The sequence below is a fragment of the Pseudomonas azerbaijanorientalis genome (assembly GCF_019139795.1).
Taxonomy (GTDB): domain Bacteria; phylum Pseudomonadota; class Gammaproteobacteria; order Pseudomonadales; family Pseudomonadaceae; genus Aquipseudomonas; species Aquipseudomonas laurylsulfatiphila.
This window is the reverse complement of sequence record NZ_CP077078.1, coordinates 782,095-798,023: the sequence shown is the minus strand read 5'-3', so window position 1 is coordinate 798,023 and position 15,929 is coordinate 782,095. Positions and strand designations below refer to the sequence as shown.

The following is a 15,929-nucleotide window of genomic DNA, read 5'->3' as shown; positions in this document are numbered from 1 at the left end:
ATTGGGTGTCGGGGCCGAACATGGAGTTCAGACCCGACACGATTCCTGTGGGAGCGGGCTTGCTCGCGAAGACGGCGGCACATCCAACAACCATGTGACAGACACACCGCTTTCGCGAGCAAGCCCGCTCCCACATTTAGTCCGCGCAAGGCCAAGCATATGCCCACTGCCCTCTACCGCTTCCTCCTCGCCATCGCACTCTTGCTGCCGATGGCCACCCACGCCGGCGACGCCGAAGACTTCGTCGCCGCCAATCCCGTGCAGCAAGCCAAACTTCTGGAAGCCTGGGCCGCGCAGCCCGATCCGGCCCGTATCGAGTTGATCGATGCCCTGCAACAAGGCGAACTGACCATCGACGGGCAACCGAAAACCCTGCGCCTGAACAACCGCCTGCGGGGTCTGATCGACTCGGCCCTGGCCAGTCATCAGTTGCTCGCCGCCGACGCCAAAATCCGTCTGGCCGCCGCGCAGCAATTGCAGAAGAGTGCCAAACCGGCGCAATTGAAATTTCTCGACCAGCAACTGGCGGGTGAAACGGATGAAGGCGTCCACGCAGCCCTCAGCCTGGCCCTGGCCAATCTGCAACTGGTCGACGGCGATCCGGCCGTGCGCCTCGCTGCCGTGCGCCTGCTCGGCGAAACCGGCGATCCGCTGGCCCGCACCCGCCTCGAAAGCCTGCTGGAGCCGGGCGTTGAAACCGATGCGATGGTGCGCACTGCCGCTGAAACCAGCCTCGCCCAGGTCAAGCGCAAACTGCTGGTCGGCGAGATGCTGGGCCAGGCGTTCAGCGGCATGTCCCTCGGTTCGATCCTGCTGCTCGCGGCACTGGGCCTTGCGATCACCTTCGGCCTGCTTGGCGTGATCAACATGGCTCACGGCGAGATGCTGATGCTCGGCGCCTACTCGACCTATGTGGTGCAACTGATGTTCCAGCGCTTCGCCCCGCAGGCCATCGAGTTCTATCCGCTGATCGCGCTACCCGTGGCATTTTTCGTCACCGCCGCCATCGGCATGGCGCTGGAGCGCACGGTGATTCGCCACCTTTATGGCCGACCACTGGAAACCCTGCTCGCCACCTGGGGCATCAGCCTGATGCTGATTCAGCTTGTTCGGTTGCTGTTCGGCGCGCAGAACGTCGAAGTGGCCAACCCGGCCTGGCTGTCGGGCGGGATTCAGGTGCTGCCCAATCTCGTGCTGCCCTACAACCGCATCGTCATCATTGCCTTTGCGCTGTTTGTGGTGGTGCTGACCTGGCTGCTGCTGAACAAGACACGCCTGGGCCTGAACGTGCGAGCGGTCACCCAGAATCGCAACATGGCCGCCTGCTGCGGCGTGCCCACCGGGCGCGTCGACATGCTCGCCTTCGGTCTCGGCTCGGGCATCGCCGGCCTCGGTGGCGTGGCCCTGAGCCAGATCGGCAACGTCGGCCCGGACCTCGGCCAGAGCTACATCATCGACTCGTTCCTGGTGGTGGTGCTCGGTGGTGTCGGCCAGTTGGCCGGTAGCGTGCTGGCGGCATTCGGCTTAGGGATAGCCAACAAGATTCTCGAACCGCAGATCGGTGCGGTGCTCGGCAAGATCCTCATCCTCGCGCTGATCATTCTGTTCATCCAGAAACGTCCGCAAGGCCTCTTCGCACTCAAAGGACGGGTGATCGACTGATGAACCAGCCACTACTCGTTACCGCGACCCAAAAAGCCGGCCCCAAAGTCTCGATTGCCATCGGCGCAGTGATCCTCATTGTGTTGCTGGCGTTACCGCTGCTGTCGTTGTTACCGGTGGACAACACGCTGCATGTTTCAGCCTATACGCTGACGTTGGCGGGCAAGATTCTCTGCTACGCCATCGTCGCCCTGGCGCTCGATCTAGTCTGGGGCTACGCCGGCCTGCTGTCCCTGGGGCACGGCCTGTTCTTCGCCCTCGGCGGCTATGCCATGGGCATGTACCTGATGCGCCAGGCTTCGGGCGATGGCTTGCCGGCGTTCATGACGTTCCTGTCGTGGACTGAAATGCCGTGGTTCTGGACCGGCACCAGTAGCTTCCTCTGGACCCTGTGCCTGGTGGTATTGGCGCCGGGGTTGCTGGCGCTGGTGTTCGGTTTCTTCGCCTTCCGTTCGCGGATCAAGGGCGTGTATTTCTCGATCATGACCCAGGCCCTGACCTTCGCTGGCATGTTGCTGTTCTTCCGCAACGAAACCGGTTTTGGCGGCAACAACGGCTTCACCAACTTCCGCACCATTCTCGGCTTTGGCATCACCGAACCGGGCACCCGCGCGGTGCTGTTTTTCGCCACGGTGCTGTTGCTGGTGGCGAGCCTGTACATCGGCTGGCGCCTGGCGCAGAGCAAGTTCGGGCGGGTGCTGACCGCACTGCGCGATGCGGAGAACCGCCTGATGTTCTGCGGCTACGATCCGCGCGGGTTCAAGTTGTTTGTCTGGGTGTTGAGCGCGGTGTTGTGTGGTCTGGCCGGTGCGCTGTACGTGCCACAAGTCGGCATCATCAACCCGAGTGAAATGTCGCCAACCAACTCGATCGAAGCCGCCGTATGGGTCGCCCTCGGCGGTCGTGGCACCTTGATCGGTCCGTTGCTCGGCGCCGGTGTGGTCAACGGCATGAAGAGCTGGTTCACCGTGGCGTTCCCCGAGTACTGGCTGTTCTTCCTCGGCGCGCTGTTCATCGTCGTGACCCTGTACCTGCCCAAAGGCGTGATCGGTCTGCTGAAGAAAGGAGGTGAATCATGAGAATCACGGCAACCGCTGAATTCATGCTCGAACCGGCGTTTTTCCCCGTAGAACCCAACAAGGACGCCGGCAGCAGCCGCGACGCCATCGGTCTTGGCCAGCGCGCCGGCAAAGGCCTGAATACACGCCACGGCACCATCCTGACCCTGGAAGACATCAGCGTCAGCTTCGACGGCTTCAAGGCGCTGAACGATTTGAACCTGTACATCGGCGTCGGCGAACTGCGCTGCATCATCGGCCCCAATGGCGCAGGCAAGACCACGCTGATGGACGTAATCACCGGCAAGACTCGCCCCAGCCACGGCAAAGCCTGGTTCGGCGAAACCCTGGACCTGACGCAGATGGGCGAAGTGCAGATCGCCCAGGCCGGCATCGGGCGCAAGTTCCAGAAGCCGACGGTGTTCGAAGCCTTGAGCGTGTTCGAGAACCTGGAACTGGCGCAGAAAACCGACAAGTCGGTGTGGGCCAGCTTGCGGGCGCGCTTGAGCGGCGAGCAGAAAGACCGCATCGCCGAAGTGCTGGATACCATTCGCTTGACCAGTTCGGTCAATCGCCCGGCCGGCCTGCTGTCCCACGGCCAGAAACAGTTCCTCGAGATCGGCATGCTGCTGATGCAGGACCCGCAATTGCTGCTGCTCGATGAACCGGTGGCGGGCATGACCGACGCCGAAACCGAATTCACCGCCGAGCTGTTCAAGCGCCTGGCCGGCAAGCATTCGCTGATGGTGGTGGAACACGACATGGGCTTCGTCGGCTCGATTGCCGACCACGTCACCGTGTTGCATCAGGGCAGCGTGCTGGCCGAGGGCTCACTGGAGCAGGTGCAGGACAACGAGCGGGTGATCGAGGTGTATCTCGGTCGATAGACCTGCAAACACATACCAATGTGGGAGCGGGCTTGCTCGCGAAAGCAGTGTGTCCGTCGATGCAAATGTTGAATGTCAGTCCGCATTCGCGAGCAAGCCCGCTCCCACAGGGGAATTGAGGAGTATTTGAGAATGCTACAAGTCGAAAAACTGCACCAATACTACGGCGGAAGCCACATCCTGCGCGGCCTGACGTTTGACGTGAAGGTCGGCGAAGTCACCTGTCTGCTCGGGCGCAACGGCGTGGGCAAGACCACCCTGCTCAAATGCCTGATGGGCCTGCTGCCAGCCAGGGAAGGCGCGGTGAACTGGGAAGGCAAACCCATCACTGCGTTCAAGCCGCACCAGCGAGTGCATGCCGGTATTGCCTACGTACCCCAGGGCCGGGAGATCTTCGGCCGCCTCACCGTGGAAGAGAACCTGCTGATGGGGCTGTCGCGGTTTCCCGGCAGCGAAGCCAGGGAAGTCCCGGCGTTTATCTACGAGCTGTTCCCGGTGCTGTTGCAAATGAAGCAGCGGCGCGGCGGCGATCTGTCCGGCGGCCAGCAACAGCAACTGGCCATCGGTCGCGCGCTGGCCAGCCGCCCTCGCCTGCTGATCCTCGACGAGCCCACCGAAGGCATCCAGCCGTCGGTGATCAAGGAGATCGGTGCCGTGATCAAAAAACTCGCGGCCCGGGGCGACATGGCCATTCTGCTGGTGGAGCAGTTCTACGATTTCGCCGCCGAACTGGCTGACCAATACCTGGTGATGTCCCGGGGCGAGATCGTGCAACAGGGCCGTGGAGAAAACATGGAAGCGGAGGGCGTACGCGGGCTCGTTACCATCTGAGCCGTCACCGTCCGCCTTTATTGACAGGGCACCAATTTGTCGCGCCAAAGCTTCGGTTTCGCACGCTATTGGTGCGTCGCAACACTCAACAGCCTCATCCTGCCTGCAATGTCTGGCGGCACAGCCTTTGCAAACATCCTGATGACCTCTCGACAAGCATTGACTATGACTCTTCCAGCTTCAGGCGTTTTGTTCACCCCCAGTTGGCACGCCGAACTGGAACTGGGCTACGCCCGATTCGACAACACCACGCGCCCGGTCCAGCGCCGGCACAAAGGCCCGCTACGGGTACAAAAGCACCTGTATGCCGAAGGGCCGGAAGTCTGCCAGCACATCATCGTCCACCCACCCGGCGGAATTGCCGGCGGCGATCGACTGGATATTTCTGCCAGCGTCGAGGGCAATGCCTGGGCGCAAATCACCAGCCCCGGCGCGGCCAAGTGGTATCGCGCTGCCGGCCCGGCCTTTCAGCAATTGAAGTTGAAGGCGGCGGCCGGTGCGACACTGGAATGGCTGCCCCAGGAGACGATCATTTTCAGTGCGGCCCAGGCTGAACTCAGCACCGCCATCGACCTTGAAGGCGATGCGCGTCTGTTCTACTGGGACGTCGTGGCCCTGGGCCGTCCGGCCAGTGGCGAGCGCTTCGACCTCGGGCATTTCCAGGCACGCCTGGATGTGCGCCGCGACGGCCAGTTGCTCTGGCATGAACGTCAGCGCATTGTCGGAGCGGACGGTTTACTTGACTCGCCCATCGGGCTCGACGGGCAGCCGGTGTTTGCCACGTTGTTGGTGACGGGTGAGATCGATAGCGAACTGCTGGAGTCCTGCCGCTCGCTGCCCAACGACGTGCGCGGGGATTTGACCCAGTTGCCGGGGTTACTGGTTGCACGGTGCCTGGCGAGTGAGGCGTTGTTGGCGCGGGGATGGTTGATTGAACTTTGGAAGTTGTTACGCCCCGCCCTTCTGGGTCGCGAGGCCGTATCACCCAGAATATGGAGCACCTGAAATGCGATCGAATGTGGGAGCGGGCTTGCTCGCGAATGTGGTGGGCCAGTCAGCATTGATGTTGAATGACACTCCGCATTCGCGAGCAAGCCCGCTCCCACAGGGTTTGTACTCACAGATCCGAACTTTTTAATCTGCCCAGATGGATGTCTACGATGGACTTGACCCCACGCGAAAAAGACAAGCTGCTGATCTTCACCGCGGGCCTGGTGGCCGAGCGGCGTTTGGCGCGCGGCGTGAAACTCAATTACCCGGAAACCATGGCCTATATCTCCGCGGCTCTGCTCGAAGGCGCCCGTGACGGCCAGACCGTGGCCGACCTGATGCACCTGGGCACCACCCTGCTGACTCGCGAACAAGTGATGGAAGGCATCCCGGAAATGATCCCGGAAATCCAGGTCGAGGCCACCTTTCCCGATGGCACCAAACTGGTCACCGTCCACCAACCCATCGCCTGAGGCCGCGCCATGACTTACCGCATCCGCGATGCCGTGCATGCCGACTTGCCGGCCATCTGTGACATCTACAACGACGCCGTGCTCAACACCACGGCGATCTGGAATGAACAGGCGGTCGACCTCGGCAACCGCCAGGCCTGGTTCAGCGCCCGGCAATCCCAGGCTTACCCGATTCTGGTGATCGTCGATGGTGAAAACTCGGTACTGGGCTATGCCTCATTCGGTGACTGGCGACCTTTCGATGGTTTCCGCCACACCGTCGAGCACTCGGTCTACGTGCGCAGCGACCAGCGCGGCAACGGCCTCGGCCCACAACTGATGGAAGCGCTGGTCGAGCGCGCCAAAGGCTGCGGCAAGCACGTGATGGTCGCCGCCATCGAAAGCGGTAACGCCGCGTCCATTCGCTTGCATGAGCGCATCGGTTTCATCACCACCGGGCAAATGCCTCAGGTCGGCACCAAATTCGGCCGCTGGCTGGATCTGACGTTCATGCAACTGACCCTCAACCCCGGCGCGCAGCCGCCAGGCATCAACCAGGAGTAATACCCGATGAACGCCGCCCAACTGCGACGCGTCAACGTTGAAAGCTTTGCGCACTATCGTCAGGGCCTGATCGACCTGCTGCTCGACGCCGTCGGCTACGGGGCCAGTGTCGGCTTCATGGCCGGCCTCGATGCGACCCAGGCACACGCCTATTTCGATGAGGTCCAGGACAACCTGAACAAGGGCAATCTGTTGCTGTGGGTGGTGGTCAAGGACGAACAGGTGCAGGCCAGCGTGCAGTTGGGTTTGTGCCAGAAAGCCAACGGCCTGAACCGCGCCGAAGTGCAAAAGCTGCTGGTGCGCGAACATGCCCGGCGTCGCGGTCTTGGCCAGCAACTGATGAGCGCTCTGGAGGCGGCCGCCCTGCAGCACAAGCGCGGCATGCTGTACCTCGACACCGAGGCCGGTTCGCCCGCCGAAGCCTTCTACCAATCGCTGGGCTATACCCGCGCCGGTGAAGTTCCCGACTACGCCTGCGACCCGAGCGGCCGCTACAAACCGACCGCCCTTTATTACAAGATTCTCCAAGGAGCCCAATGATGATTCCCGGTGAATACCAGATCCAGCCCGGTGACATCGAACTCAACGTCGGCCGCCGCACGATCAGCCTGAAGGTGGCCAACAGTGGTGACCGGCCGATCCAGGTCGGCTCGCATTATCACTTTTTCGAAACCAACGACGCCCTGGCGTTCGACCGTGCCGCCAGTCGTGGCATGCGCCTGAATATCCCGGCCGGCACGGCGGTGCGTTTCGAACCGGGGCAGAGTCGCGAGGTGGAGTTGGTGGATCTGGCGGGGCATCGTCGGGTGTTCGGGTTTGCCGGCAGGATCATGGGCGATCTTTAAGTAACGCTGCGGCCGCACTGGCGTCATCGCGAGCAAGCTCGCTCCCACAGTTGATCGCGTTCCTCTGTGGGAGCGAGCTTGCTCGCGATAGTGAGCGCAGCGAACGATCTCAAATCCAATTAAACCCCCAAGGCAAGCGCATGAAAATCTCAAGACAAGCCTACGCCGACATGTTCGGTCCCACCGTCGGTGACAAGGTGCGCCTGGCCGATACCGAATTGTGGATCGAAGTGGAACAGGACTTCACCACCTACGGCGAAGAAGTGAAATTCGGTGGCGGCAAGGTCATTCGTGACGGCCAGGGTCAGAGCCAGTTGCTGGCCGCCGAAGTGGTCGACACCCTGATCACCAACGCGCTGATCATCGATCACTGGGGTATCGTGAAGGCAGACGTCGGTCTCAAGGACGGGCGCATCGCGGCGATCGGCAAGGCCGGCAATCCGGACATCCAGCCCAACGTCAACATCGCCATTGGCGCCAGCACCGAAGTCATCGCCGGTGAAGGCATGATCCTCACCGCCGGCGGCATCGACACCCACATCCACTTCATCTGCCCGCAGCAGATCGAAGAGGCATTGATGAGCGGTATCACCACCATGATCGGTGGCGGCACCGGACCGGCCACCGGCACCAATGCGACCACATGCACCTCCGGGCCGTGGCACCTGGCGCGCATGCTTCAGGCCGTCGACGCGTTCCCGATGAACATCGGCCTCACCGGCAAGGGCAACGCCAGCTTGCCGGAGCCGTTGATCGAACAGGTCAAGGCCGGTGCCATCGGCCTCAAGTTGCATGAGGACTGGGGCACCACACCCGCGAGCATCGACAACTGCCTGAGCGTGGCCGACCGGTTCGACGTGCAGGTGGCGATCCACACCGACACCCTCAACGAATCCGGTTTCGTCGAGACCACCCTCGCCGCCTTCAAGGGCCGCACCATTCACACCTATCACACCGAAGGTGCCGGTGGCGGTCACGCGCCGGACATCATCAAGGCCTGCGGTTTTGCCAACGTGCTGCCGAGTTCGACCAACCCGACCCGGCCGTTCACCCGCAACACCATCGACGAACACCTCGACATGCTGATGGTCTGCCATCACCTCGACCCAAGCATTGCCGAGGATGTGGCCTTCGCCGAAAGCCGCATTCGCCGCGAGACGATTGCCGCCGAAGACATCCTCCACGACCTCGGTGCGTTCTCGATGATCAGCTCCGACAGCCAGGCCATGGGGCGGGTCGGTGAAGTCATCACCCGCACCTGGCAGACCGCCGACAAGATGAAAAAACAACGCGGGCCGCTGCCCGGTGATGGTGAGGGCAATGACAACTTCCGCGCCAAGCGCTACATCGCCAAGTACACCATCAACCCGGCGATCACCCACGGCATCAGCCATGAAGTGGGTTCGGTCGAAGTGGGCAAATGGGCGGACCTGGTGCTCTGGCGTCCGGCGTTTTTCGGCGTGAAACCGACGCTGATTCTCAAGGGCGGTGCCATCGCGGCCAGCCTGATGGGCGACGCCAATGCCTCGATCCCGACACCGCAACCGGTGCACTACCGCCCGATGTTCGCCAGCTTCGGCGGTTCGCTGCACGCCACCAGCATGACCTTCATCAGTCTGGCGGCGCAGGAGGCAGGCTTGCCTGAAGCGCTGGGTTTGAAGAAGAAAATCGCAGTGGTCAAAGGTTGCCGCGACGTGCAGAAAACCGACCTGATCCATAACGACTACCTGCCGAAAATCGACGTCGATCCGCAGACCTATCAGGTCAAGGCCGATGGGGTTTTGCTGTGGTGTGAACCGGCTGAGACATTGCCGATGGCCCAGCGTTACTTCCTGTTCTGACCCGGCAATCACGACACGAGCAAAGGCCTCGCACACCCTGTGTCGAGGCCTTTGTTTTTTCCGTGATTACTGAACGGAGTCAATCCGCAGCCGATCCAGCTTGGCCCGAATCATCGCTTCCCGTGTCAGTTTTTTCAGCAACTGCGTAATCTGCAGATCGATGTCATCCAAGGCTTGAACATATTCCTCGTCAGTCATCAGCTTGCCGTCCACAAAGTCAGTTTCACTTTTGCCCAACTCACTGCACAACCCCTTGATTTCCGCCTCCACCGCCGCCTTTCCCTCGGCGGTGAGCCGCGTACCATCGGCCCGACGCTGCAATGCATCCTGCAAATCGGTGGTCGCGTCGATCCTGCGCTTCAAGCCGTTCAATTCCTCGCGGTAAGTAGTCTCCAGCCAGGCTCGCCAGAGCGGTTGCTCGAAGAGGCGATCAATCAGCAGATCACCTTCCTCCAGTGCCTTGATCCGCTGGAACGCTGCTTCGATCATCTCCTTGCTCACACCGGCGATATTGCGAAACTGCATGCCCCGCGCCTGCCACGGCAAATCCAGACGCTCCGCCAGATCGGTCATGTAGGCCAGGTGCACTTCCACTTCATCGATAGTGCCGATCACATCGCCATTGGCGTCGTAGCGACGGAACCGTTCGCCGTTAGCCAACCGCGCAGACACCCGCTGACGGGCGATGGCACCGAGTTCATCGAGCCGGGACTTGCCCAGGGCCAGTTCCAGCAATTGCGCCTCGATCAGGTCCGCACGCATCAGGGCGTAGGCTTCGTGCACCATCACCTGCACGCCCATGGCATTGAACAGTTGCGTGCCGCCATCCACGCACTCGGTGGGCGTTGCCGCCTCGTTGAACAGCTTGCTTCGCAGTTCACTGTCGCTGGCCATGGCTTCGAGCATGCGCCAGACCTTGGTCGTCAGTTCCGTCTGATAGTCACCGCCGGCCTTGAAGTCGGCGGACTGGGTGAGCTTGCGCAGTTCATTGAAAAACGGCACCGAACCAAACTCGTCTTCAACGTCGTTCCAGACTTCCTGCTTTTCCTGCCATTGCCGCTCGGTCATGCCCATCCACCATTCCGCGCTGTCGAGCAGACCTCGGGGTGGGTATGGGCGGTCCGGGTCCATGCCGACCGACTCGATGTAAGACTTGAGGATCTCGAGATTTTCCGACGAGATCCAACGCGGGCCCCGGCTGATTACGGTACGCGCCAGTAGCTCTGCGCGAAATGAACCGGGTGCGACCTCGGGTATCCGACTGATCGGGTTGCTGCTCAAGTCAAGGTAGATACTGCGCGGTCGCGATTGCGAAAACAGCCCGACGGGCCAACTGTCCAGTCCGGTTTCGCCCAGCAACAACACCTGCAAATGCGGCATTCGGCTGATGTTCGGAATGAGCTTGAGCGGGTTGCCGCGCAAGCGCAGGAATGCCATGCGCGTCAGGTTTTTCAGGTGATCGAGCGCCAATGCATCCAGTTCAATGTTATTGCCGTCAAGAAACAGGTGAGTGAGATGACGCATGTCTTTCACCGCCTGCGGAAGCGTCGTCAGCAGATTGTCTTGCAGATTGAGGTAGCGCACCTGATGGAACGAGTCGAGGAACGACAGGTTCCCGGAACGCAACTGCCCACCGCGCAGACTCAGGCTGGTGACATGATCGAAGTTGGCCTCCAGTCTCGGCAGGGTTTCCAGCAGTCGGCTCAGACTGGGAATGTTGTCCAGACTCAACGCCTGCGGCCGCACTACCCCGAAAGCCTCGATGCCCTCCGGCCCGGTGCGCTGCCAGCATTGCCTGAGCGTTTTGTAGATGTTGTTTCGCGCATGCCATTCCGCCACGCCCGCCGGGGTAAAACGAGCGGATTGCGTCGGCGAATTCATCCAGCGTTGCAGGGCACGGTTCAATTGGTTGAACTCGGCCTCCAGCACGGTCAGCCGTTCATGCACCGCCCCTTCGCCCTGACCGAAACCCGCCAGCAGTGCCTCGACTTCCTCCGAAGTAAAATCCGGATACAGTGCATGAGCCCGTTGTCGCAGCCCCACGCCTTGCGGTGCTTGTCGGGCATAGCCACGCATGCCGCCACGCAAGCGCATGACGCTCGGGTCGTAAGCCGGCCTGGTGATCGGGTGGTCCCGCAGAATCGGCTCAAACCGGGATCGATCCAGCGGCTGCGCCCTGACCGCTTGCTCAAGGCGTGAAGACTCATGGATTTCAAAGCCAAGCGCTGTGCGCTCAGAGTCGGGCAAGGCATGCAGCACTGCCGCGTACAGATTGTCCGCACCGTGCAGCTGTTGATCGCTGCCGTCCCGTGCCTCGTATTGGCCATCCTCACCCAGGACCAGCACTTTGCGGGTCGTCGCGTCGACGGGGCCGAGGCTGTCGGTCAGTGATCCCGTGAATGAATACTCACGGATTTCCAGACGCAGATCCGCCGGCCAGCCCGGCAATGCGGCCAGCGAGTGCAGCTCCAGGCGTGCGGTATCGCGATTGTGCAGTGCGTCGAGGTACAGGCCTTCATAAGCCCGTGTCACACGCAGTTGTTCCGCTGCCTCCCGAGCTTGTTGAGCCAGTCTCAACGGGACACGTTTTTTTTCGTTCAAATGCTGCACATCCGAGGGATGCGCTTCACTCAGCAACTCCTGCGCCTGACTGACAGAGATATCAGCCCCATCATCCTTGAGCATGTTCACCAACGGATCGTCCGACCGAGTACGGCGCTTGTACAACAGGTCGAACAACTGACTTTTGCGCTGACGCGCCAGCGCCGCCCATTGATCACAAAGTGCCTGGGCACGATTCGCCTGGTCACCGGAATACCCTTCTCCAAGCAGTTCGCGTAGCGCTGTTTCGTCAAGGAAACCGACCACCCGTTCCGGCAACTCACCCGCAAGCAGTTCAGACCAGGTCATCTGCAAGGCATTGGTCGTTGACGCATTGGCGTAGCCTTCCTTGATCGATACACCGGTCAGGCCCGGTCCCTGGAAGACTTCAATGGCCTTGTCGCCGGGCCAGCCGCGCAATTCCGTCATGAGTCGAAGCGAGTAATCCGCCCAATCGTTACTGATCCGATGGGCCAGAATCTGTTGCGCACCGGCTTCGGCATCGGCATGGGCCTTGAAGCGCTTGAGAGTATCGGCCAATGACGCGGGCGGAGTTTCATGTTCGACATGGAGCCGGCGCAAGGTGTTTTCATGCACACCGCTGGCAGTCAAAACCTGCTCCAGGGTCTCATCGGACAGCCCCTCCACCGAAGCGCCCAGACGCCTGAGCACTACACGCCGATCCCATTCGAGCGGTTGATCGAGCTCAGTCTTCCAGCTGCCGGCACCGTTGTGCTCCAACAGCGGCTGATAGGCTTCGGCGCGAGTCGGGTGTTGCAGCCGATGCTGGCCAGTGTCCGGGTCTTGCCTGACGGCATAGCATTTGTCATCGAGGCGTAGCAGGTCTTGCTCCTGATAACGGTACAGCCCAGTGTCACCAGCCTTCGCCCCATCGGGCAATGCGGTCTTTTGCTCATAAGGGGCGAGATCAGGGTTCCACAACCGCACCTTGCCGCCGACTTCCACTGGCTTGAGCCCCTCGACAAACGGCGACACCTTGATCGGTGCGACAGCTGTGCCGGGCAACACATGTCCGGCGCCCATCAGTGCCAGTTGCGCGAAGTTGATCAAGACCCCGTTGAAGTACGCCGAAGCCTGTTCCTTGTCACCCTTGCTCCAGTCCTCGACGCCTTCGGCAACCTCGGCGAGCATTTGCGCGACCATGATGCCAAGCATGACTTCACCCAGCCCCGGCACCAGCATTGCGGCGAAATTGAAAACATTCCAGCCGATCGACAGGTAACCGGTCAGGCGCTTGAAGCGTGCGTTGGCATCCTCGTCGCCGGTCGGTACGGCGATCAGCCGGGCATCGGCGATGGCCTTGTCGCGGCGCTCCACAAACAGCGTGGCCCACAGTTCATCGCGGATCTGGTTAGTCACCGGTTCCGCATCGGGATTTTCGACCGCCGTTTCACGCCACCATGGACCCATGTCCAGCGGTTCGCGCTCATGCCAGGTGTAGGTCGTGAGACGCTCTTTGACCCGGGCGAAAAACAGCCCCTTGTCCTTCTGCGCCACAAAGCGGCTGAAAAAAGCCTGGTAATCGGTACTTCTCAACTGACCCAGCAGCGCCTTCATGAACGCGGTCAGCGAGGGATACTCCTTCAACGGATGGTCAGGATCATCGGGCACATAGGCGATCAACGGACCGCTTACACGACTCTGTTGATAGATATCGTCGCGGCGCAACAGCTCATCGCTCAACCCCTGCGGCCCATTGGCGAAGAAGGCTTGCAACAGTTTGAATTGATCGTATTCCCGGCCCGGCAGAACAGGAATACGGCGCGACCAGTCGATCCAGAACCTCAACAGGGCCGGCGTCAGCGCTTCAATTTCGCGCCTTATTTGCGATGGCTCGCTGACCGCGCTGAACAACACGATGCCGGTCAACCGAAAACCCATCAGCGACAAACGATGACAATGCAACGGCCGGTCGTACAGCGTGATGTTTGCCTGCCCCTCACGCACCTGGCCCAATTTGACGTAGGCATGGTCACTGATATCGCCCTTCAATCGGGCAATCAGTGCGGCCACATGAAAGGCCGCCTGTTCACTGGCCACCGAGTCTTGTTGCAAAGTTCGCTGTGCTTGCGGGGTATCGGGCAACAGGACGGACTTGATGTGCCGCTGGTATTGCCCGCCGATGTCCAGGCTACGGCACAACGCGGCAAAATCCGGCAGGGCAATGGCCGGCTCCAGGCTGAGACCGCCCCGACTGTCCTTGCGGTAAATACCGGAACTGTCTCGGAACGCCCCTTCGACGGTTTCAGCTTCCTCGAAGTTGTGCAGTGCCGCCTCCAGCAAGGTGGACTGGCGGACGCGACTGGCGCCGGTGTCGATGCCGAAGATGATCGTACTTGGCACCTCGAGCTGCACGCTGAGTTCGTCGACGCGTTCCACCGAGCTGAAATTCGCCTGCAACATCTCCCTGAGCAGCGGTTTGGCGAAGGCCTCAATGTCGTGTTGCAAGCTGCCCAGGGTTTTGTCCAGTACGCCCTGCACACGCCAGCGCTCCTCGATCAACTGCTTCAGGTACTGGCGGTCCATGGCCCGTGCGCCGCTGTACCACTCGGGCATCACCGGCTTCAGGGTTTCGAGGGATTTGAGCCTTGCAAGCGGGGCATTTTTCAGGGCGCCCGGTATCCCGTCGAATACGCGACGGTAATGCACGCCCTGGTGTTCGACGCCTGTGGTTTCAATGGTTTGCTGTGAATGGCTTCCATGCAATTCAGACACTTTTACAACACCTTGATGGCTGGATTTGAACCCACAGCTTCGCCAACCCGCCCGCCAAACAAAAGCCCAAAAAACCGTTGGGCCGCCCCCGAAAAAAGGCCTTCACCGTTCGAAATTCAAAGAGCCGTCATTACATAAGTACCGCCACAGGGGCCTGGACTTATGCCACCGAACGAGCGGTCGTGTTTTTTCCGGCAAAGGGACTACTATTCGATTCGCTGTCCCCCGATTCATGCTCAGGTAACCGCCATGCGTCTTTCCGAATTCATCGTGCTACAGGTTGATCGCATCGTCGATGAGTGGGAGCAGTTCGCCAAAACCATTACCCCGGCCGCCGAGTCCATGGACAGCGCCGCCTTGCGCGACCATGCCAGGTCGATCCTGCTGGCCGCGGCCCGGGACATTTGCAAACCCCAGACACCCGCCGAACAAGCGGCCAAGGCACGCGGCGAAGGCCCGGAGAAAACCCCGAGCCTCGACGAGGCCGGCGCCAGCCATGGCGAGTTGCGCCATACCGTGGGTTTTGACCTGGTGCAGATGACCAGTGAATTCCGTCATTTGCGCGCCTGTGTCATCCGCCTGTGGGTCAACAGCCTGCAGTCACCTGACCTGGCCTACTTCCAGGACATGATCCGCTTCAACGAAGCCATCGACGAAGCCCTGGCCGAATCCACCGCCGCCTATGCCGAAATGGTCAACCGCTCCCGGGACATTTTCCTCGCGATCCTCGGTCATGACCTGCGCGCGCCCCTGCAGGCGGTGAGCATGTCCACCGAAATCCTGCTGCGCAAAGCCGCGTTGGAAGGTGATGCGCTCAAGTGCGCGATCAATATCCAGCGCAGCACCGGACATCTGGCAGTGATGGTCGGGGATTTGCTGGAACTGGTGCGCAGTCGCCTGGGCAAGCACCTGCCGATCGAACCGACGCCCATGGACCTGGCCGAAGCGGCACGGGACGCGATTGCGCGGGCCTGTGTCAGTCAACCGGAGTGCGATCCGACCCTGACGGTACAGGGTGACACCCGCGGTACCTGGGACCCGCGCAGGATCGATCAGATGCTGCAAAACCTGATCGGCAATGCCTTGCAGCATGGCTCGAGCAAACGTGAAGTGACCTTGACCCTCAAGGGCGAGGCCGACGGCGTTCGGCTGACGGTGCAGAACGACGGAGCCCCCATCCCTTGCGATGCGATCCCGACCCTTTTCGACCCGCTGGTGCGCAGTGCCAGCGAAGAACTCGGCGAGCCCACTACCAGCCTTGGGTTGGGGTTGTTTATCGTCAAGGAAGTGGTCGACGCCCACCAGGGGACGATTGAAGTCAGTTCCAGTGAGATGGATGGCACGACCTTTACCGTGGTGTTGCCACGCAAAACCTGAAGCACCCCGTGTAGGAGCTGCCGCAGGCTGCGATCTTTTGATCTTGTGTTTCATTGCCCCTGCGGATGCAAAACTTCAGAAGCAA

Annotated in this window: 12 protein-coding genes; 11 read left to right on the top strand and 1 reads right to left on the bottom strand. The window is 61.0% G+C overall.

Annotated elements, in window-relative coordinates; genetic code table 11:
* Positions 1 to 159: 159 nt before the first annotated feature.
* The 10 genes from urtB to ureC all read left to right on the top strand — a co-directional run bounded on the left by urtB (position 160) and on the right by ureC (position 9,130).
* Complete coding sequence (gene urtB / locus KSS91_RS03480) at positions 160 to 1,662, top strand: urea ABC transporter permease subunit UrtB (protein ID WP_217837058.1); 1,503 nt, start codon at positions 160 to 162, stop codon at positions 1,660 to 1,662.
* Entirely contained in the window at positions 1,662 to 2,741 is a 1,080-nt protein-coding gene (gene urtC / locus KSS91_RS03475) for an urea ABC transporter permease subunit UrtC (RefSeq protein WP_217837057.1), read from the top strand. The genes urtB and urtC overlap by 1 nt, the downstream gene beginning before the upstream one ends.
* The gene (gene urtD / locus KSS91_RS03470) at positions 2,738 to 3,607 is read left to right on the top strand and encodes an urea ABC transporter ATP-binding protein UrtD (protein ID WP_015093274.1); all 870 of its coding nucleotides are present in this window, start codon (positions 2,738 to 2,740) and stop codon (positions 3,605 to 3,607) included. Before urtC ends, urtD begins: the two co-directional genes overlap by 4 nt.
* Before the next feature lie 132 nt (positions 3,608 to 3,739).
* Positions 3,740 to 4,438 carry an urea ABC transporter ATP-binding subunit UrtE gene (gene urtE / locus KSS91_RS03465; RefSeq protein ID WP_126048981.1) on the top strand — a complete coding sequence of 233 codons (699 nt, stop codon included), beginning with the start codon at positions 3,740 to 3,742 and terminating at the stop codon, positions 4,436 to 4,438.
* Positions 4,439 to 4,603: 165 nt separating this feature from the next.
* A complete protein-coding gene (locus tag KSS91_RS03460) occupies positions 4,604 to 5,443 on the top strand; it encodes an urease accessory protein UreD (protein ID WP_217837056.1) in 840 nt (279 codons plus the stop codon).
* 155 nt (positions 5,444 to 5,598) lie between these two features.
* Positions 5,599 to 5,901 (top strand): urease subunit gamma, encoded by a 303-nt coding sequence (locus tag KSS91_RS03455; protein ID WP_015093271.1) that lies wholly within the window; start codon positions 5,599 to 5,601, stop codon positions 5,899 to 5,901.
* Between the two features lie 9 nt (positions 5,902 to 5,910).
* Positions 5,911 to 6,444 (top strand): GNAT family N-acetyltransferase, encoded by a 534-nt coding sequence (locus KSS91_RS03450; RefSeq protein WP_015093270.1) that lies wholly within the window; start codon positions 5,911 to 5,913, stop codon positions 6,442 to 6,444.
* A gap of 6 nt (positions 6,445 to 6,450) precedes the next feature.
* Positions 6,451 to 6,984 carry a GNAT family N-acetyltransferase gene (locus KSS91_RS03445; RefSeq protein ID WP_217837055.1) on the top strand — a complete coding sequence of 178 codons (534 nt, stop codon included), beginning with the start codon at positions 6,451 to 6,453 and terminating at the stop codon, positions 6,982 to 6,984.
* Complete coding sequence (locus tag KSS91_RS03440) at positions 6,984 to 7,289, top strand: urease subunit beta (protein WP_007979653.1); 306 nt, start codon at positions 6,984 to 6,986, stop codon at positions 7,287 to 7,289. The genes KSS91_RS03445 and KSS91_RS03440 overlap by 1 nt, the downstream gene beginning before the upstream one ends.
* Positions 7,290 to 7,429: 140 nt before the next feature.
* A complete protein-coding gene (gene ureC, locus KSS91_RS03435) occupies positions 7,430 to 9,130 on the top strand; it encodes an urease subunit alpha (RefSeq protein WP_217837054.1) in 1,701 nt (566 codons plus the stop codon).
* 66 nt (positions 9,131 to 9,196) lie between these two features.
* Here ureC and KSS91_RS03430 read toward each other — a convergent pair whose 3' ends face one another.
* On the bottom strand, positions 9,197 to 14,467 hold the full coding sequence (locus KSS91_RS03430) for a dermonecrotic toxin domain-containing protein (RefSeq protein WP_217837053.1): 5,271 nt from the start codon (positions 14,465 to 14,467) through the stop codon (positions 9,197 to 9,199).
* 249 nt (positions 14,468 to 14,716) lie between these two features.
* Here KSS91_RS03430 and KSS91_RS03425 point away from each other — a divergent pair, with 249 nt between their 5' ends.
* Positions 14,717 to 15,844 (top strand): sensor histidine kinase, encoded by a 1,128-nt coding sequence (locus KSS91_RS03425; protein ID WP_217837052.1) that lies wholly within the window; start codon positions 14,717 to 14,719, stop codon positions 15,842 to 15,844.
* Positions 15,845 to 15,929 lie beyond the last annotated feature (85 nt).